Below are 18142 nucleotides of genomic sequence, written 5' to 3' on the forward strand. Positions count from 1 at the left end.
GGTGTAGGCCATTGCGCAAACAGATCGGGGCCGGAATGCCTAAACGGGTTCAGGCCTCGGGATATCGCCTTGAAGAGAAAGGGATCGAACAAATGGGTAAAGTTATCGGTATCGACCTGGGCACCACCAACTCGTGTGTTGCCATCATGGACGGCGCCCAGCCGAAAGTCATCGAAAACTCGGAAGGGGCGCGGACCACGCCCTCGATCGTCGCCTTCACCGATGAAGAGCGTCTGGTCGGTCAGCCGGCAAAACGCCAGGCGGTCACCAACCCCTCGAACACCATTTTTGGCGTCAAGCGCCTGATCGGCCGCCGGGTCGACGATGCCGAGGTCACCAAGGACAAGAAAATGGTGCCGTTCACCATCGTCAACGGTGGCAATGGCGACGCATGGGTCGAGGCCAAGGGCGAGAAATACTCGCCGTCGCAAATTTCTGCCGTCATCCTCGGCAAGATGAAGGAAACCGCAGAATCCTATCTGGGCGAGGAAGTGACCCAGGCAGTGATCACGGTGCCCGCCTATTTCAACGATGCCCAGCGTCAGGCCACCAAGGACGCCGGCAAGATCGCCGGTCTGGAAGTGCTGCGCATCATCAACGAGCCGACCGCGGCTGCGTTGGCTTATGGCCTGGACAAGAAGAACAGCCAGACCATCGCCGTCTATGACCTTGGCGGCGGTACTTTCGACGTGACCATCCTGGAAATCGACGACGGCCTGTTCGAGGTCAAGTCGACCAATGGCGACACCTTCCTGGGTGGCGAAGATTTCGACATGCGGATCGTCAACTATCTGGCGGACGAGTTCAAGAAAGAGCACGGTGTCGACCTGTCCGGCGACAAGATGGCGCTGCAGCGCCTGAAGGAAGCCGCCGAAAAGGCCAAGATCGAGCTGAGCTCGACCACCCAGACCGAAATCAACCAGCCGTTCATCTCGATGGGCGCCAATGGTCAGCCGCTGCATCTGGTGATGAAGCTGACCCGCGCCAAGCTGGAAAGCCTGGTTGGCGATCTGATCAAGAAGTCGATGGACCCGTGCAAGGCCGCTCTCAAGGATGCCGGCATTTCGCCGTCGGACGTGGACGAGGTGGTTCTGGTCGGCGGCATGACCCGCATGCCCAAGGTTTTCGAGGAAGTGACCAAGTTCTTCGGCAAGGAGCCGCACAAGGGCGTGAACCCCGATGAGGTGGTTGCCATGGGCGCCGCCATTCAGGCCGGTGTTCTGCAAGGCGACGTCAAGGATGTTGTCCTGCTCGACGTGACCCCGCTGTCGCTTGGCATCGAGACCCTGGGCGGCGTGTTCACCCGTCTGATCGACCGCAACACCACGATCCCGACCAAGAAAAGCCAGGTCTTCTCGACCGCCGAGGACAACCAGAACGCGGTGACCATCCGCGTGTTCCAGGGCGAGCGCGAGATGGCGGCCGACAACAAGATCCTCGGCCAGTTCAATCTGGAGGACATCCCGCCGGCACCGCGCGGCATGCCCCAGATCGAGGTGACATTCGACATCGACGCCAACGGCATCGTGTCGGTCTCGGCCAAGGACAAGGGCACCGGCAAGGAACACAAGATCACCATCCAGGCCTCGGGCGGTCTCTCGGACGAAGACATCGAAAAGATGGTCAAGGATGCCGAGGAAAACGCCGAAGCCGACAAGGCCCGCAAAGAGCTGGTCGAGGCGCGCAACCAGGCCGAAAGCCTGATCCATTCGACCGAGAAGTCGGTCGAAGAGCATGGCGACAAGGTCGACCCGACCACCGTCGAGGCCATCGAACTGGCCATTGCCGCGCTGAAGGACGATCTGGACAAGGACGGCGTGAGCGCCGAGAAGATCAAATCGGGCCTGCAGAACGTGACCGAAGCGGCCATGAAGCTGGGCGAGGCGATCTATAAGGCGCAGAGCGAAGGCGGCGATGACGAGCCCGCAGCGGCGGATGCACGTCCGTCGGACGACGACATCGTCGATGCCGAGTTCGAGGATCTCGGCGAAGACAAGCGAAAGTAACGGGTCATCCGGGCCAGAACGGGCCGGTCCGGTAGCCGGGCCGGCCCGCATTCGTTGAGGCAGAAGGGAATTCGGATGTCAAAACGCGACTATTACGATGTGCTCGGCGTGTCCAAGGGCGCTTCGGCCGACGAGATCAAGAAAGCCTATCGCGGCAAGGCCAAGGAGCTGCATCCCGACCGCAACAAGGACAATCCGGATGCCGAGTCGCTGTTCAAGGAAGTGAACGAGGCTTATGAGGTCCTGAAGGATGCCGAGAAGAAGGCCGCCTATGACCGGTTCGGCCATGCCGCGTTCGAAGGCGGCATGGGCGGCGGTCAGCGTCCCGGTGGCGGTTTCGGGTCGGGCGATTTTTCCAGCGCCTTCTCGGATGTGTTCGAGGACCTGTTCGGCGATTTCATGGGTGGCCAGCGGGGTGGCGGTGGCCGCCGCGCTGCGCGCGGCTCGGACCTGCGATACAACCTGCGGGTCACGCTGGAAGAGGCGTTCTCGGGCCTGCAAAAGACCATCAACGTGCCCACCGCGGTTGCCTGTTCGTCCTGCGAGGGCACCGGTGCCGAAGGCGGGGTCGAGCCGACCACCTGTCCGACCTGTTCGGGCATGGGCAAGGTGCGCGCACAGCAGGGCTTCTTTACCGTCGAGCGGACCTGTCCGACCTGTTCGGGTCTGGGTCAGATCATCAAGAACCCCTGCAAATCCTGCCGCGGTCAGGGTCGGGTCGAAAAGGACCGTGCGCTGAGCGTCAATATCCCCGCCGGGGTCGAAACCGGCACCCGCATTCGCCTGGCCGGTGAAGGCGAGGCCGGGATGCGCGGTGGCCCGCCGGGCGATCTCTATATCTTTGTCGAGGTCGCCAAGCACGAGCTGTTCGAACGCGACGGCGTGAACCTCTATTGCCGGGTGCCGGTCAGCATGGCTAAGGCGGCGCTGGGTGGCGCCATCGAGGTGCCGACCATCGACGGCGGCCGGGGCCGGGTGCAGGTGCCCGCCGGCAGCCAGTCAGGCCGGCAGATGCGCCTGCGCAGCAAGGGCATGCCAGCCCTGCGCGGTGGCGGCATCGGTGACATGTTCATCGAACTGGCGGTGGAAACTCCGGTCAACCTGACCAGCAAGCAGAAAGATCTGCTGCGCGAGTTCGACGAGCTGAGCGAGGACAACAATCCCGAGACCAAGAGCTTCTTTTCCTCGGTCAAGTCGTTCTGGGACGGGATGAAGGGTTAGGGGGCGCTGCTCCCGTCGCCAGACGGCGACTCCCCCGGAGTTTTTTCGGCGAAATGAAAACAAGGGCGGGTGCCGAGGGGTATCCGCCCTTTTCGTAAAGATTCCCTCTTGATTGTCGTCACGTCACCTGAGATTGTTCGCGCCAACCGTTGGGGTGCCCTGTGTGGGGCTGAGAGGCGCGGGTGCGTCAACCCATCGAACCTGATCCGGGCAATACCGGCGTAGGGAACGGTCTATCGCTATCGGACGTTTTCCATGCCCTCGTTGCCCCTGAACCGGAGTGACGGACATGGTTCCGATTGCCTTGACGATTGCAGGATCCGACAGCGGCGGCGGCGCGGGCATTCAGGCCGATCTGAAGGCGATGTCGGCGCTGGGCATCTATGGTGCCTCGGTGATCACGGCGGTGACCGCACAGAACACATGCGCAGTGACGGCGGTGCATGAGATTCCCACCGAAATCATTCGGGCGCAGATCGAGGCGGTTCTGGACGATCTCGACGTGCGCGCGATCAAGATCGGCATGCTGGCAACGCCCGAGATCATCGGGGCAGTCGCCGACGCCATTGCCGGGTTTGACGGGCCTGTGGTGCTCGATCCGGTGATGGTGGCGAAATCGGGCGATGCGCTGCTGGCGGCAGAGGCGGTGGCCAGCCTGAAAGAGCGGCTGCTGCCCCGTGCGACACTGCTGACACCAAACCTGCCCGAGGCGGCGCGCCTGCTGTCGTTGCGCGATGCGGCCGACCAGGATGAAATGGTCAGCCAGGCGCGCGCCTTGATCGCGCTGGGGGCCGAGGCCGTGCTGATGAAGGGTGGGCATGCCAAGGGCGCGATTTGTCATGATCTGCTGGTGGGGCGGGCCGGGGTGCTGGCAGAGTTCTCGGCTCCGCGCCGCATGACAAAGAACACCCATGGTACAGGTTGCACGCTCAGCTCTGCCATTGCCGCCGGGCTGGCCAAGGGCCGGACGCTGAAAGCCGCGGTGCGGGATGCGCATACCTATCTGCAAGGCGCGATCGTGGCGGCGGATCGCTTGGGTGTGGGGAAGGGTCACGGACCGGTTCATCACTTTCACAGGGTCTGGTCGGCATGACGCTGTGGTCGGTCATCGGGGCCGGTGTGGCCGGATTGACCGTCGCGACCGAGATGGTCGCGCGCGGTGCCAGAGTGCAGGTGTTCGATCCGGGTGGCCCACCGGGCCCGCATGGCTGCAGCTGGTGGGCGGGCGGCATGCTGGCGCCATGGTGCGAGTACGAGAATGCCGAGGAACCGGTCTTGCGCCTGGGCCAGCAAGCCATCGGCTGGTGGGAGCAACATACCACCGTCACGCGTCGCGGCACACTTGTGGTGGCCAATCCGCGCGATCTGCCCGATCTGCGCCGGTTCGGTCGCCGGACAGAAGGGTTTCGCGAAATCAATCAGACGGAAATCCTTGGCTTAGAGTCTGATCTCGGTGCGTTCTCCAAAGGGCTTCATTTCCCGGACGAGGCGCATCTGGATCCCCGCCGCGCACTCTCTGATCTTTATCGCGGTTTGCTCGACAAGGATGTGGATTTCCACCGAAAACCCGCCCCCGCCGGGTTGGAAAATGCCATCGATTGCCGCGGGCTGCATGCGCGCGAGGTGCTGCACGACCTGCGCGGCGTCAAAGGGGAGATGCTGGTCATTCGCGCCCCGGATGTGGCTCTGACACGCCCGGTCCGATTGCTTCATCCCCGCATGCCGCTTTATGTCGTGCCCCGCGCTGACCATGTCTACATGCTCGGCGCAACTATGATCGAGAGTGAGGACAGCGGCCGCATCACAGCGCGCTCCATGCTGGAGCTGCTCAGCGCCGCCTATGCCCTGAACCCCGCCTTTGGCGAGGCCGAGGTGCTGGAGATCGGCGTCGATCTGCGCCCGGCCTTTCCCGACAACCTGCCGCGCATCCGGCGGTTGGGGCGGACCATTTATGCCAATGGCCTTTATCGCCACGGCTACCTGCTGGCGCCCGCGCTGGCGCAAGGGGTGGCCGACCTGGCGCTCAATAACACGCATACGGAGTTGGTCGATGAAGATCGTGCTTAACGGCGAGCCACGCGAGGTCGAGGCCGAAACCCTGGCCGCACTGCTGGCGGAATGCGGCCTGTCAGGCCGCGTTGCTACTGCGGTGAACGAAAGCTTTGTGCCCTCGTCCCTGCGCGGGGCGCATCGGCTGAACGATGGCGATCGGGTCGAGGTGCTCGCGCCCATGCAAGGGGGCTGAAACATGCGCGCCTTTTACGGAACCGAATTGCCGAACCCGCTGATGCTGGGCACCGCGCAATATCCCAGCCCCGCGATCCTGGAACAGGCGTTTCGCGCTAGCGGGGCCGGGGTAGCCACCGTATCGCTGCGGCGCGAATCCGGGGCTGGACAGACCTTTTGGTCGATGATCCGCGATCTGGGTGTGCTGATCCTGCCCAATACCGCTGGTTGCCACACGGTGAAAGAGGCGGTGACCACCGCCCATATGGCGCGCGAGGTCTTTGGCACGCCCTGGATCAAGCTGGAACTGATCGGCCATACCGACAGCCTGCAACCGGATGTCTTCGGCTTGATCGAGGCTGCGCGCATTCTGACCGAAGACGGGTTTCAGGTGTTTCCCTATACGACTGACGACCTGATCGTCGGCGAACGGCTGCTGGCGGCGGGGTGCGAGGTGCTGATGCCCTGGGGCGCGCCCATCGGCTCGGGCCGGGGGCTGAACAACGAATATGCGCTGCGCGCCATGCGGGCCGAGTTCCCGGACACGCCTCTCGTGGTCGATGCGGGCATCGGCCTTCCCAGCCATGCCGCCCGTGCCTTGGAACTTGGCTATGACGCGGTTCTGCTCAACACCGCCGTGGCCCGTGCGGGCGACCCGGTGGAGATGGCGCGCGCCATGGCACTGGCCATTCAGGCCGGGCAACTGGCGCATCGCGCCGACCCGATCGAGGCACGCGATATGGCCAGCGCCTCAACCCCTGTGATCGGAAAGGCATTCCTGTCATGACGCTCGACCGGTTTTATCCGATCTTCGACCATACCGACTGGCTGCGCCGGATGCTGCCGCTTGGGGTCAAGCTGGTGCAGCTCAGGATCAAGGACCAGTCCGACCCGGTGATCCGCGCCGAGATTGACACCGCGCGCGACCTCTGCCGCGCGCATGGCGCGGTGCTGGTCATCAACGACTATTGGCAGGCCGCCATCGACGCGGGCTGCGACTGGCTGCATCTGGGGCAAGAAGATCTGGATCAGGCCGATCTGCCCGCGATCCGCAAGGCGGGTCTGCGGCTGGGTGTCTCTACCCATGACGATGACGAGTTGGAGCGGGTTCTGGGCATGGACCCGGACTATGTCGCGCTGGGCCCGGTCTATCCGACCATCCTGAAACAGATGAAATGGCACCAACAGGGCCTGCCGCGCGTGACGGAATGGAAGGCGCGCGTGGGTTCCATCCCGCTGGTCGGTATCGGCGGCATGAGCGTCGAGCGTGCGCCGGGCGTGCTGGGTGCCGGGGCCGATATCGTCTCGGTCGTCACCGACATCACCTTGAATGCCGACCCCGAGGCACGGGTGCACCAATGGATCGAGGTCACGAGATGAGCCGCTATGCCCGCCAGATGATCCTGCCGCAGGCCGGGGGTGAGGGGCAGGCACGATTGGCTGGTGCCCGCGTGTTGGTGGTCGGGGCCGGGGGCCTCGCGGCCTCGGCGCTACCGCTGCTTGCCGGGGCAGGGGTCGGGCAGATCGACATTTTCGATGGTGACCACATCGAGCTGTCGAACCTGCACCGGCAGACGCTGTTTGCCGAGGGCGATGTTGGGCGGGCCAAGGCCGAGGTCGCTGCCGAACGCTGTGGCGCGCTCAATTCCGGGATTGTCCTGACCGGTACAAAACGGTCGATCACCCCGGAAAACGTGATCTTGGCCTGCCGGGACACCGATCTGGTGCTGGATTGTGCCGATAGCTATGCCGCAAGCTATCTGCTCAGCGATACCTGTCAGGCGTTGGGCAAACCGCTGATCAGCGCTTCGGTTCTGGGGCTGGGCGGATACGTCGGCGGCTTTTGTGGCGGCGCACCCAGTCTGCGCGCGGTGTTCCCCGACGCACCGGACAGCGCAGCAAGCTGCGCGACCGCTGGCGTGCTGGGGCCGGTAGTCTCCATATTAGGCTCTATACAGGCGCAAATGGCGCTTTCGGCGTTGCTTGAATTGGCGCCTTCACCGCTTGGGCAGATGGTGCAGATCGACGCGCTATCCTGGCGCAACAGCACGTTCCGCTTTGACGGCGCGCCGGAACCGGCAACTGCCTTCCGCTTTGTCGCGCCCTCGGACCTGAGCGCCGATGACCTGATCGTCGAACTGCGGACCGAAGGTGAGGCGCCCCAACCCGCGCACCCATCCGCCCGCCGAATGACGGTATCCGAGATCGAAATATCAGACACTAACAAAGAAAAACGGCTGGCTCTCTGTTGTGCCACCGGCCTCAGGGCCTGGCGCTCTGCGGAACAGTTGCAACCGATTTGGCCGGGCGAGATCGTTCTCGTTGCGGCCGCCACATCATGAAAGGAAACGCGACATGAAACACCTGGTAACCGCATTGGCGCTGCTGGCCGCCACGCCCGCCCTGGCGCAGGACAAGATGACCCTGCTGCTCGATTGGTTCATCAACCCTGACCACGGCCCGATCATCGTGGCGCAGGAAAAGGGATACTTCGCCGAACGCGGGCTGGAGGTCGAGATCGTGGCCCCCGCCGACCCCTCGGCCCCGCCGCGTCTGGTCGCTGCCGGTCAGGCCGATCTGGCGGTCAGCTATCAGCCGCAACTGCACCTGCAAATCCACGAGGGGCTGCCCCTGAAACGTGTCGGCACGCTGGTCGCCACCCCCCTCAACTGCCTGCTGGTACTGGACAACGGCCCGATCAAATCGCCCGCCGACCTCAAGGGCAAGAAGATCGGCTTCTCTGTTGCAGGCGTCGAAGAGGCGATCCTGACCACGGTTCTGGGTAAATACGATGTCGCGCTCAGCGATGTCGAGATGATCAACGTGAACTTCTCGCTCTCGCCCGCGCTGATGAGCGGACAGGTCGATGCGGTGATCGGCGCCTATCGCAATTTCGAGTTGAATCAGATGGATATCGAGGGCGAGCCGGGTCGCTGTTTCTATATCGAGGAAGAAGGCGTGCCGTCTTATGACGAGCTGATCTATGTCGCCAACCCCGACCGGATGGATGCCGGCAAGATCGCGCGCTTCCTTGAGGCCACCGAAAAGGCGACGCAGTTCATCGTCAACAACCCGCAAGCAAGCTGGGAAATCTTCTCGGCGACTTCGCCCGAATTGCAGGACGAACTGAACAAGCGCGCCTGGGCCGATACGCTGCCGCGCTTTGCGCTGCGTCCTGCTGGGTTCGACGCGGGCCGCTATGCCCGGTTCGAGACGTTTCTGAAGGACAGCGGGATGATCGACAGCGTGAACTCAGTCTCGGCCATCACCATCGACGTGACCGCCGAATGAGCGCGCCCGATTATGGCCGCGCATTCGGTCTGATGCGCGCGGCGGCGGGCCAGCCGTGGCGGGATTATACCCGCCACGCCTTTGTCGAGGGGATGAAGGATGGCAGCCTGGCGCGCGATGCATTTGTGCACTATCTGCGGCAGGATTACGTGTTCCTGATCCACTTTGCCCGCGCCTGGGCGCTGGCCGTGGTCAAGGGCGAAACCCATGCCGAGATGCTGGCCGCCGTTGGCACTGTCAACACGCTGGTGGTCGAGGAAATGCAGCTGCATGTCGGTGTGTGCGAGGCGGCCGGGATCTCGAAGGACGCGCTGTTCGCCACGCCCGAGCGACCCGAAAACCTCGCCTATACCCGCTTCGTGCTCGAGGCCGGGTATAGCGGCGATCTGGCCGATCTGCTGGCGGCGCTGGCGCCCTGTGTCATGGGCTATGGCGAGATCGGCGCGCGGCTGGCGACAGAGGCCACCAGCGAGGCCTACAAGGACTGGATCGACACCTATGCAGGGCCCGAGTATCAAGCCGCGTGCAAGGCGGTGGGCGAGTTGATGGATCAGGCTCTGACAAGGCGTATCGGCGCGGATTTCGAAGCCTCTCCACGATGGGAGCGCCTGTGCCGGACCTTTCGCACCGCGACCGAGCTAGAGGTCGGTTTCTGGCAGATGGGGTTGACCCCGTGACTCCGGCCCCCGCGATCACCGTTGCCGGCAGCGCCAGCATCGACGGCGCGCGCCTGTTTGCGCCGCTGACCCTGACATTGGAGGCGGCGCAATGGACCTGCCTGCTGGGGGGGTCGGGCGTTGGAAAGTCGACGGTGCTGCGGCTGATTGCGGGGCTGGAAACCGGGGCAGAGTTCAGCGGTGCCATTACCGCATCGGACGATGCGCCGGTGTTGAAACGGGTGGCCTATATGGCGCAGGACGACCTCTTGTTGCCCTGGGCCACGGTGGCGCAGAACGTGGGCTTGGGCGCGCGGTTGCGGGGCGAACAGGTGGACCGGGCCCGGCTGGACGACCTGCTGCGCCGGGTGCGGCTGACCGCTCACGCCGCCAAGCGTCCGGCAGAGCTGTCCGGTGGCCAACGCCAGCGGGTGGCGCTTGCGCGTACCTTGATGGAGGACAAGCCCGTTGTGCTGCTGGACGAGCCTTTCTCGGCGCTCGATGCCCGCACGCGTGCGGATATGCAGGAGCTGGCCGCCGAGCTATTGGCCGGGCGAACCGTGCTGCTGGTGACGCACGACCCGGCCGAGGCCGCACGGCTGGGCCATTCGATCCAGGTGATGACCGCCGCAGGGCTGACGCCGGTGGCGCCGCCGACGGCACAGATACCGCGCGCGGTGGATGACGCGGCGACGCTGGAATGTCAGGCCGCGCTGCTCAGGATGCTGCGGGAGGGTGTGCAATGACACGCTGGCTCCCCGCTGTTGCGGCAACCCTTTTTGCGCTGGCAATCTGGCAGGCGGTGGTCAGCCTGACCGACCTGCCGCGCTTCATCCTGCCGGGGCCGGTGCTGGTGGCCGAAACCTGGTGGCAGAGCCGCTGGCTGATCGCCGAACATACGGCGGTGACCGCGCTCGAGGTTCTGATCGGTCTCGCCTGTGGCGCGGTGCTGGGTGTGGCGACGGCGTTGCAGCTGGCCAGTTCGCGGATCGCGCGGGTTCTGGTGCAGCCGATGCTGGTCTTTACCCAGGCGCTGCCGGTCTTTGCGCTGGCTCCGATCCTGACGCTGTGGCTGGGCTATGGGCTGTGGTCCAAGGTCGCTATGGCCGTGCTGATCATCTATTTCCCGATCACGGCGGCGTTTTTCGACGGGCTGATGCGGACGCCTGTCGGCTACCTCGACCTTGCCCGCACCATGCAGGCCAGCCCGCGCGCGGTGCTTTGGCATATCCGAGTGCCGGCGGCGCTGCCGCAACTTGCCTCGGGCCTGCGGTTGGCGGCGGTCTATGCGCCGATCGGTGCGGTGATCGGCGAGTGGGTGGGCGCGTCAAAGGGGCTGGGGTATCTGATGCTGTTGGCCAATGGACGCGCCAAGACCGACCTGATGTTCGCCGCCATGCTGACGCTGGGCGTGTTGTCGGTTCTGCTGCATCTGGCGATGCGGCGGGCGACGCGGCGGATGGCGGGCGAGCGTTAACCTCTCGGAAACCGATTCGGGGCGAGGCTGTGTGTCATGCGCCAGAAAGGTCTTTCCGAGGCCCCGATGCTGTTCGACATGGACGAAGCGCCGGAGATGCCGCTGCCCTCGGGGCGGTTGCCATCCTATATTCGGGATCATCGCAAACGCCTGCGGGAACGGTTCATGACGGGCGGAGCGGCGGCGCTGCCGGATTACGAATTGCTGGAACTGGTGCTGTTTCGATCAATCCCGAGGCAAGACGTCAAGCCGCTGGCGCGGCTGCTGCTGGATACGTTTGGTGATTTCAACCGGGTGCTGACCGCCCCGGTGGAACGGCTGGCCGAGGTCAAAGGCGTGGGCGAGGCGGTGATCACCGACCTCAAGATACTTGAGGCCAGCGCCCACCGGATGGCCCGCGCACGGGTGATGCAGCGGCAGGTGATTTCCAGCTGGGACGCGCTGCTGGATTATTGCCACACCACCATGGCGCATCGCGAGACCGAACAGTTCCGGGTCTTTTACCTCGACCGCAAGAACGTGCTGATCGCGGATGAGGAACAGGCGCGCGGCACGGTCGATCACGTGCCGGTCTATCCGCGCGAGGTGGCCAAGCGGGCGCTGGAGCTGAACGCCTCGGCGCTGATCCTGGTGCATAATCACCCTTCGGGGGATCCGACCCCGTCACAATCGGATATCGACATGACGGCGCGGATCCGTTCCGCGTGTGAGGCGCTGGGGCTTACGTTGCATGACCATCTGATCATCGGCAAATCGGTCGAGCTGAGCTTTCGCGCCGAGGGATATCTTTAGGGGTTCTGCCCCCGTCGCGGCAACGCCGCGACTCCCCGGATTATGTCAGGCGGAATGAAGGGTCATTTCACCCAGACCTCGACCCGGCGGTTGACCTGGCGGCCCCAATCGCTGTCGTCACAGGCCATCGGCAGCGCCTCGCCAAATGCGTCGACCGAGACTTCCACCCGGGCCGGGTCGAGTGTTTCGGCGGTCTGCAAGACCGCGTCGCGTACCGCTTCGGCCCGCTTCAGCGCGATGCGGGTATTGCCCTCGGCCGCGCCGTCGCCATCGCTGAACCCGACAAAGAGCAATTGGCGCGCGTCATAGGCACCGCTTTCAAGTTCCTGGGCCAGTTGCGAGATATTGGTGCGCGACTGGGCATCGGGGCGCGAGGATCCGGTCTCGAACCGGAAAGACAGGCTGAGCCGCTGCATGCCGGACAGGGTCGAGACGAGGCGTTGCAACTCGGTCAGCGGCACCTCGGTGCCGGCTGCGGCGATGGCATTGGCCAGCCGGTTGCCCTGGACGGCGACCGGGATCAACTCGGGTGCCTGATCGACGAAACCGGCGCGGCGGATCACGATCTGTGCCGCCGGGCTGCGCATATAGGCCATGAATTCGCGCGCCAGCTTGGGCAGGCGGCGCGCGGGCATGTAAAGAAACATGGGCGAGTTGAGCGGATAATCCTCGGTCTTGATATTGCGGCGGGTGGCAGCAAGGGAAAAGCCGCAATCTCCGGTCAGGGTCAGTGCCCGCGCGGTGCCTGTCTCGGAGTAGCTGGCGATGCCGATGGCAAACGGGTCGATGGCAACTGCGCGGGCCAACAGGCTGGAGCGGTCATGGCGGGCGACCGTTTCGGGCAGGGATTTACCGGCGGGCAGAAGCAGGCGGTCTTCGACCGCTTGCGCCAACCCCGAGCCCGCTGCGGGCAGATGCAGCGCGATGGGGGCGTCCGGGCCGCCAAGCTGCGCCCAGTTGTCGATCTCGCCGGCGAAGACCTGTGCCAGCTGCGGGACCGAGACCTGGCGCACCGGATTGACGGGCGCCACCACCGGCACCATCGCATCCAGCGCTAGCACCCGCGAGCGGTTGCTGTCGGTCATGTCGCCCAGACCCAATTCCAGCGCCCGCCGGCGTTCGTCGGGGCGGATTTCACGCAGCGCCATCACCAGATCGGCCTCGTCCGCCAGCAGGTCGGCAAAGCCCTCGTCGGTGGTGCTGACGCGAAAGGTGAAGCGGGCCTGCGGTCTGTCACTGCCGGCCTGGAACAGCAGATAGCTGAAGCGCGCCTCGCTATCGGTCTCGCGCCGGGTCTGCATGCGGTTGCGCAGGGCAAACCCCTCGATCAATGCAGGCAGCAGCACCTCGGCCATGGTCGAGGATCCGCTCAGCGCCAGTTCGGCGACAAAGTCGGTCAGGTTCGGACAGGCCGGACCGTCACAGGTGACGCCGGAACCGTCCACCGTCAGTTCACCGAAGCGGGTTTCGACGCGATAGAATTCGCCGTCGAAACCAAGCAAGTTTCCGCTGATCTCGACCTTGCCGTCATGCGAGGTGAGGGTGATGTCCTGCGCGGCGGCCGGGACCGCCGGGAAAACGGAAAGTGCGGCGAGAGCCGCCGCACGAAGCCAATTCATGAGATACCTGAAAATTGCCTGCGGATTACCTGGCGGCGATCTTCAGGTCTTCGACCAGATTATTCAACACCAGAAAGTCACCGGCAGCAGAACAATCGGGCATGGACATGTCCAGATCATGGGTTGTCAGCGATCCGGCGCCGCGCAGTTCCAGCGACTGTGCCGAGATGTCGCGGCCGCAATTGGTGGCGGTCACCTCGGCCTCGATCGACAAGGTGATGGTACCTGCGGTATCGCTCTCGCCGTTCGGATAGCTGTAGATCTCGGCCAGTTGCGGTTCCAGCGTGTCGGGCTCTCCCAGACGGATGACCTGTCCGATACCCTGGTCAGTGGACTGGGACCAGACATGGCCGGTCTCGCCATAGCCGGCGCCGAATTCGCGCGCGTGCAGCTGAAAGCCCGCCGCGCCCGACCATTGCACGACAACCCGGTCGATCCGGTCGAGCCCCTCGACAGGGCTCATCGCGACGGCACCACGGCCATTCTGGAAAGCCACGACAAAAACGGCGGTCTCGGACAGGGCCGGGACGGTCACCGACAGGGTGCCCGCGTCATCTGTCGTATCGGTAAAGATCAGGCCGCTGTGATGCACGGTGACACGCTGGTTGCCATAGCAGGGCGCGCTGACGTCAAGGGCGACGCTGGCCATGGGGGCAGGTGCGGCGTTTGCGATAATCGCACAACCCAGTTGCGGCTCTTCGGGGTCGCTGGGCGCGTCAGGCAGAAGGATGTCCCGCGCGGGCAGGGGCAGGGCGCCTTCGAGCGCCGGTTCGGGCAGGCGGCGGGGCTGTTCCAGAGCGGGCTGGGCCGAGGTCAGCTTGATCGCGTGCAGTTCGAACTGGGCAAAGTCATCCACATCGGATGCGCCCGAGGGTTTCAGAACCGATTGCTGGATGAACGATTTGCGTGCCGCCACCTGCTGCGTCTCGCGCGCGGCGTTCTGCTGCATCAGAAACCCGATCAGCGCCGCGCAGAGAACGGTTCCGCCAGCTGTCAGTATCTTGCGTCGTTGTGCCATGACCACACTCCATCGCCCATTGGTGCGCGAGAAGTGTCGTTAAAGAAGGCGGCCAGTTTATGGCCGCCCGGGGGAGTCATTGTGGCGGGGGGGGCGGCCTCAGGCGAGCCGCCCGTGGCAATGCTTGAACTTCTTGCCCGACCCGCAGGGGCACAGATCGTTGCGCGCGGGGTTGCCCCAGGTGCTGGGGTCATCCTCGACAAAGCCGGGGCGCGCATCGCCCGAGGCCTTGGCCTCGGCCACCGCTTCGGCCTGAACAGCCGCCTGTTCCGCCTGGTTTTGCTGCGCCATCATCTGCGCCATCATCTGGCGCTGTTCCTCTTCGCTCAACATGCGCACGCGCGACAGTTGCTGTGTCACTGTCTCGCGCAGGCTGTCCAGCAGCCCCTCGAACAGCTGAAAGCTTTCGGTCTTGTATTCGTTCAGCGGATCGCGCTGCGCGTAGCCTCGGAAACCGACGACCGAGCGCAGGTGTTCCAGCTTGAGCAGGTGTTCGCGCCATTTGCTGTCGATGGTCTGCAACAACACCTGTTTTTCGATGTTGCGCATGTTCTCGGCACCGAAGTCGGCGGCCTTGCTTTCCATGTAGTCGCCCGAGGCCTTGATCAGGCGTTCGCGGATCTCGTCATCGTCCACGCCCTCTTCGGCGGCCCATTCAATCACCGGCACGTCGATGCCCAGCTTTTCGATAACGGCGGCATAAAGGCCTTGGGTATCCCACTGATCGGCATAGGTCTTGGGCGGCATGTATTCGTCGATCAGGTCGTCGATCACCTGTTCGCGCATATCCGCAACCACGTCCGACAGGTCCTCGGTCGCCATGATCTCGCGCCGCTGGTTGAAGATCACCTTGCGCTGATCGTTCATCACGTCGTCGAATTTCAGCACGTTCTTGCGCATGTCGAAATTGCGGCCCTCGACCTTGGCCTGGGCGCGTTCGAGAGATTTGTTCACCCAAGGGTGAATGATCGCCTCGCCTTCCTTCATGCCCAGCGTGGTCAGCACCTTGTCGAGCCGCTCGCTGCCAAAGATGCGCATCAGGTCGTCTTCGAGACTGAGGTAGAACACGGTGCGGCCCGGGTCGCCCTGGCGGCCGGAACGGCCGCGCAGCTGGTTGTCGATACGGCGGCTTTCGTGCCGCTCCGAAGCCATCACATAAAGGCCGCCGGCATCCAGCACCTTTTGCTTTTCCTCGGCATGGCGGGCCTCTTCGGCGGCGCGCAGTTCGACGGGGTCGGCCTCGGGGTTTTCGGCAAGTGCTTCGAGAACCTTCATCTCGACATTGCCGCCCAGCTGGATGTCGGTGCCGCGACCGGCCATGTTGGTGGCGATGGTCACCGCGCCATAGCGGCCCGCCTCGGCCACGATCTGCGCCTCGCGCTCGTGCTGGCGGGCGTTCAGGACGTTGTGTTCGATGCCTTCCTTGGTCAGCATCTGGCTCAGCATCTCGGATTTCTCGATCGAGGTGGTGCCCAGCAGGACCGGCTGGCCCTTTTCATGCGCCTTCTTGGTCTCGTCGATCATGGCGCCGTATTTCTCGGCGGCGGTGCGATAGACCTGATCGTCCTCGTCGGTACGGGCGATGGGCCGGTTGGTGGGAACCTCGACCACGCCCAGACCATAGATCTCGGCGAATTCCTCGGCCTCGGTCAGGGCGGTACCGGTCATGCCGGAAAGCTTGTCATAGAGGCGGAAGTAGTTCTGGAAGGTCACGCTGGCCAGCGTCACGTTCTCGGGCTGGATCTGGGCGTTTTCCTTGGCCTCGATCGCCTGGTGCAGACCGTCCGACAGGCGGCGGCCCGGCATCATGCGGCCGGTGAATTCGTCGATCAGCACGACCTCGCCGTCGCGCACGATGTAATCCTTGTCGCGTTGGAACAGCTTGTGCGCGCGCAGGCCCTGGTTGACGTGGTGCACGATGGTCGTGCTTTCGGGATCATAGAGCGACTGACCCTCGGGCAGCAGGCCGCGCGCGACCAGCTGCGCCTCGAGGAACTCGTTCCCCTCGTCGGTAAAGGTGACGTTGCGGGTCTTTTCGTCCAGTTCGAAATGATCGTCCGACAGCGCGGGCAGCAGCGCGTCGATGGCGACATAAAGGTCCGAGCGGTCCTGTGCCGGGCCCGAGATGATCAGCGGCGTGCGCGCCTCGTCGATCAGGATCGAGTCGACCTCGTCCACGATCGCGAAATTGTGCTGTTTCTGATAGACCTCACTCAGCTCGCCCTTCATGTTGTCGCGCAGATAGTCGAAGCCAAGCTCGTTGTTGGTGGCATAGGTGATGTCGCTTTCATAGGCGGCCATCTTCTCGGCATCGGGCTGGCCCGACCAGATCACGCCGGTGGTCATGCCCAGCGCGGCAAACACCTTGCCCATCCATTCCGAGTCGCGCTTGGCCAGGTATTCGTTCACCGTGACCACATGCACACCCTTGCCGGTCAGCGCGTTCAGATAGGCGGGAAAGGTTGCGACCAGCGTCTTGCCTTCGCCCGTCTTCATCTCGCTGATATTGCCCTGGTGCAGAAAGATGCCGCCCATCAGCTGGGTGTCGAAGGCGCGCAGGCCAAGCGCCCGCTTGCCGGCTTCGCGGCAGTTTGCAAATGCCTCGGGCAGCAGCGCATCCAGGCTTTCGCCGTCCAGCGCGCGTTTGCGCAGCTCGTCGGTCTTCTGCTTAAGCCCCTCGTCGGTGAGCTTGGCAAACTCTTCTTCCAGCGCGTTGATCTGGGCGACCACCGGACGGGTTGCCTTGATCTTGCGGTCATTCGGCGTTCCGAACACCTTTTTGGCAAGCGTTCCAAGTCCCAGCATGTGCACTCCAGCGGATTTGTTCTGTCATGGTTACGACAGGCTTGTCCGCCTTGCGCGCAACCCATAGATACGGGGGGTGAAGGCGGTCCTGTCAAAGGCTTCAAGCGATGTAAGCGGCAGGGTCCAGAGTGTCAACGCCGCGCCCTGTTGCGGCCGGGAAATAGGATGATTTGAATGCCCAAAGGTCTCACAATCTTGCCATCGCTGGCGTTTGCGCTGGTCATGGCCCTGCCGGTCGCGGCCGAGACAAAGGCCGAGGCGGACACGGTTGTGGCCCGCGTCAATGGCGAAGAGATCACGCTGGGTCACATGATCATCGCGCGCGCCTCGCTGCCGCAGCAGTATCAGCAATTGCCCGACGATGTGCTGTTCGACGGTATCCTGGACCAGCTGGTCCAGCAGACCCTGCTGAAACAGCAGCAGAAGGGCGAGACCCCGAAACAGATCGTGTTGTCGCTGGAGAACGAGGAACGCTCCTTGCTGGCGGGTGAGACCATCGAAGAGATCATGGCCGTCGCAACCACCGAAACGGCGATCCAGGCGGCTTATGACGCGCAATATGCCGATGGGTTCGGCGGCGAGGAATACAATGCCTCGCATATCCTGGTCCCCTCCGAGGACGAGGCCAAGGCCGTCAAGGAACTGCTCGACAATGGCGCCGATTTCGCCGCCACCGCCAAGGAGAAATCCACAGGTCCGTCCGGGCCCAATGGCGGTGCGCTGGGCTGGTTCGGTGCCGGCGCGATGGTGCCGGAATTCGAACAGGCGGTTGTGGCGCTGAACGCGGGTCAGGTTTCGGACCCGGTGCAGACCCAGTTCGGCTGGCATGTGATCATCCTCAATGACAAGCGCAAGTCCGAGGCGCCGGCGCTGGACGAGGTGCGTGACGAACTTGCGGGCCGTATCCAGCAGGACGCCATCGAGGCGCGGCTGGCCGAGCTGACCAAGGACAGCGAGATTGAAAAGCCCGAGCTGACCGGGGTCGAACCCGCCGTGCTGCGGCAATTGGAACTGGTGCGGGAGTAAGGCCG

The 18142-nt window shown here is 64.0% G+C and carries 17 protein-coding genes and 1 riboswitch; of the genes, 14 read left to right on the forward strand and 3 right to left on the reverse strand.

The window, feature by feature from the left end:
• The first annotated feature begins 92 nt into the window (after positions 1–92).
• From dnaK to radC, 13 genes are all read left to right on the forward strand, one after another.
• Positions 93–2006: a molecular chaperone DnaK gene (gene dnaK, locus SPO_RS00215; protein ID WP_011045815.1), complete on the forward strand. Its 1914-nt coding sequence runs from the start codon at positions 93–95 to the stop codon at positions 2004–2006.
• A 75-nt stretch (positions 2007–2081) separates the two neighbouring features.
• On the forward strand, positions 2082–3227 hold the full coding sequence (gene dnaJ, locus SPO_RS00220) for a molecular chaperone DnaJ (RefSeq protein ID WP_011045816.1): 1146 nt from the start codon (positions 2082–2084) through the stop codon (positions 3225–3227).
• 140 nt (positions 3228–3367) lie between these two features.
• A riboswitch (TPP riboswitch) is annotated at positions 3368–3472 on the forward strand.
• A gap of 44 nt (positions 3473–3516) precedes the next feature.
• Positions 3517–4320, forward strand: coding sequence for a bifunctional hydroxymethylpyrimidine kinase/phosphomethylpyrimidine kinase (gene thiD / locus SPO_RS00225; RefSeq protein ID WP_011045817.1), 804 nt, complete (start codon positions 3517–3519; stop codon positions 4318–4320).
• Positions 4317–5294: an FAD-dependent oxidoreductase gene (locus SPO_RS00230; protein ID WP_011045818.1), complete on the forward strand. Its 978-nt coding sequence runs from the start codon at positions 4317–4319 to the stop codon at positions 5292–5294. Before thiD ends, SPO_RS00230 begins: the two co-directional genes overlap by 4 nt.
• Positions 5278–5472: a sulfur carrier protein ThiS gene (gene thiS / locus SPO_RS00235; protein ID WP_011045819.1), complete on the forward strand. Its 195-nt coding sequence runs from the start codon at positions 5278–5280 to the stop codon at positions 5470–5472. Before SPO_RS00230 ends, thiS begins: the two co-directional genes overlap by 17 nt.
• Before the next feature lie 3 nt (positions 5473–5475).
• Positions 5476–6240, forward strand: a complete 765-nt coding sequence (locus tag SPO_RS00240) for a thiazole synthase (RefSeq protein ID WP_011045820.1) — start codon at positions 5476–5478, stop codon at positions 6238–6240.
• Complete coding sequence (locus SPO_RS00245) at positions 6237–6833, forward strand: thiamine phosphate synthase (protein WP_011045821.1); 597 nt, start codon at positions 6237–6239, stop codon at positions 6831–6833. The genes SPO_RS00240 and SPO_RS00245 overlap by 4 nt, the downstream gene beginning before the upstream one ends.
• Positions 6830–7795, forward strand: coding sequence for a ThiF family adenylyltransferase (locus SPO_RS00250; protein ID WP_084790932.1), 966 nt, complete (start codon positions 6830–6832; stop codon positions 7793–7795). Before SPO_RS00245 ends, SPO_RS00250 begins: the two co-directional genes overlap by 4 nt.
• 13 nt (positions 7796–7808) lie before the next feature.
• Positions 7809–8744, forward strand: a complete 936-nt coding sequence (locus SPO_RS00255; RefSeq protein WP_044027732.1) for an ABC transporter substrate-binding protein — start codon at positions 7809–7811, stop codon at positions 8742–8744.
• Positions 8741–9421 (forward strand): thiaminase II, encoded by a 681-nt coding sequence (gene tenA, locus SPO_RS00260; protein ID WP_044027739.1) that lies wholly within the window; start codon positions 8741–8743, stop codon positions 9419–9421. The genes SPO_RS00255 and tenA overlap by 4 nt, the downstream gene beginning before the upstream one ends.
• A complete protein-coding gene (locus SPO_RS00265) occupies positions 9418–10146 on the forward strand; it encodes an ABC transporter ATP-binding protein (RefSeq protein ID WP_044027741.1) in 729 nt (242 codons plus the stop codon). Before tenA ends, SPO_RS00265 begins: the two co-directional genes overlap by 4 nt.
• Entirely contained in the window at positions 10143–10877 is a 735-nt protein-coding gene (locus SPO_RS00270) for an ABC transporter permease (protein WP_044027743.1), read from the forward strand. The genes SPO_RS00265 and SPO_RS00270 overlap by 4 nt, the downstream gene beginning before the upstream one ends.
• Before the next feature lie 36 nt (positions 10878–10913).
• Complete coding sequence (gene radC, locus SPO_RS00275; RefSeq protein WP_044027744.1) at positions 10914–11669, forward strand: RadC family protein; 756 nt, start codon at positions 10914–10916, stop codon at positions 11667–11669.
• Positions 11670–11731: 62 nt separating this feature from the next.
• Here radC and SPO_RS00280 read toward each other — a convergent pair whose 3' ends face one another.
• The 3 genes from SPO_RS00280 to secA all read right to left on the reverse strand — a co-directional run bounded on the left by SPO_RS00280 (position 11732) and on the right by secA (position 17111).
• Positions 11732–13288 (reverse strand): substrate-binding domain-containing protein, encoded by a 1557-nt coding sequence (locus SPO_RS00280; RefSeq protein ID WP_011045828.1) that lies wholly within the window; start codon positions 13286–13288, stop codon positions 11732–11734.
• A gap of 25 nt (positions 13289–13313) precedes the next feature.
• Positions 13314–14306 (reverse strand): hypothetical protein, encoded by a 993-nt coding sequence (locus tag SPO_RS00285; RefSeq protein ID WP_030003158.1) that lies wholly within the window; start codon positions 14304–14306, stop codon positions 13314–13316.
• 99 nt (positions 14307–14405) lie between these two features.
• Positions 14406–17111, reverse strand: a complete 2706-nt coding sequence (secA, locus tag SPO_RS00290; RefSeq protein WP_011045830.1) for a preprotein translocase subunit SecA — start codon at positions 17109–17111, stop codon at positions 14406–14408.
• A 174-nt stretch (positions 17112–17285) separates the two neighbouring features.
• Here secA and SPO_RS00295 point away from each other — a divergent pair, with 174 nt between their 5' ends.
• On the forward strand, positions 17286–18137 hold the full coding sequence (locus SPO_RS00295; protein ID WP_044027745.1) for a peptidylprolyl isomerase: 852 nt from the start codon (positions 17286–17288) through the stop codon (positions 18135–18137).
• Positions 18138–18142 lie beyond the last annotated feature (5 nt).

This window comes from Ruegeria pomeroyi DSS-3 (assembly GCF_000011965.2).
GTDB classification, from domain to species: domain Bacteria; phylum Pseudomonadota; class Alphaproteobacteria; order Rhodobacterales; family Rhodobacteraceae; genus Ruegeria_B; species Ruegeria_B pomeroyi.

Excerpts from the sequence above, each read along its gene's own strand:
- SPO_RS00250 (WP_084790932.1), top strand. The coding sequence starts at position 6,830 with ATGAGCCGCTATGCCCGCCAGATGATCCTGCCGCAGGCCGGGGGTGAG.
- dnaK (WP_011045815.1), top strand. The coding sequence starts at position 93 with ATGGGTAAAGTTATCGGTATCGACCTGGGCACCACCAACTCGTGTGTT.
- SPO_RS00240 (WP_011045820.1), top strand. The coding sequence starts at position 5,476 with ATGCGCGCCTTTTACGGAACCGAATTGCCGAACCCGCTGATGCTGGGC.
- SPO_RS00270 (WP_044027743.1), top strand. The coding sequence starts at position 10,143 with ATGACACGCTGGCTCCCCGCTGTTGCGGCAACCCTTTTTGCGCTGGCA.
- dnaJ (WP_011045816.1), top strand. The coding sequence starts at position 2,082 with ATGTCAAAACGCGACTATTACGATGTGCTCGGCGTGTCCAAGGGCGCT.
- SPO_RS00245 (WP_011045821.1), top strand. The coding sequence starts at position 6,237 with ATGACGCTCGACCGGTTTTATCCGATCTTCGACCATACCGACTGGCTG.
- tenA (WP_044027739.1), top strand. The coding sequence starts at position 8,741 with ATGAGCGCGCCCGATTATGGCCGCGCATTCGGTCTGATGCGCGCGGCG.
- SPO_RS00295 (WP_044027745.1), top strand. The coding sequence starts at position 17,286 with ATGCCCAAAGGTCTCACAATCTTGCCATCGCTGGCGTTTGCGCTGGTC.
- SPO_RS00230 (WP_011045818.1), top strand. The coding sequence starts at position 4,317 with ATGACGCTGTGGTCGGTCATCGGGGCCGGTGTGGCCGGATTGACCGTC.
- SPO_RS00285 (WP_030003158.1), bottom strand. The coding sequence starts at position 14,306 with ATGGCACAACGACGCAAGATACTGACAGCTGGCGGAACCGTTCTCTGC.
- thiS (WP_011045819.1), top strand. The coding sequence starts at position 5,278 with ATGAAGATCGTGCTTAACGGCGAGCCACGCGAGGTCGAGGCCGAAACC.
- thiD (WP_011045817.1), top strand. The coding sequence starts at position 3,517 with ATGGTTCCGATTGCCTTGACGATTGCAGGATCCGACAGCGGCGGCGGC.
- secA (WP_011045830.1), bottom strand. The coding sequence starts at position 17,111 with ATGCTGGGACTTGGAACGCTTGCCAAAAAGGTGTTCGGAACGCCGAAT.
- SPO_RS00280 (WP_011045828.1), bottom strand. The coding sequence starts at position 13,288 with ATGAATTGGCTTCGTGCGGCGGCTCTCGCCGCACTTTCCGTTTTCCCG.
- SPO_RS00255 (WP_044027732.1), top strand. The coding sequence starts at position 7,809 with ATGAAACACCTGGTAACCGCATTGGCGCTGCTGGCCGCCACGCCCGCC.
- radC (WP_044027744.1), top strand. The coding sequence starts at position 10,914 with ATGCGCCAGAAAGGTCTTTCCGAGGCCCCGATGCTGTTCGACATGGAC.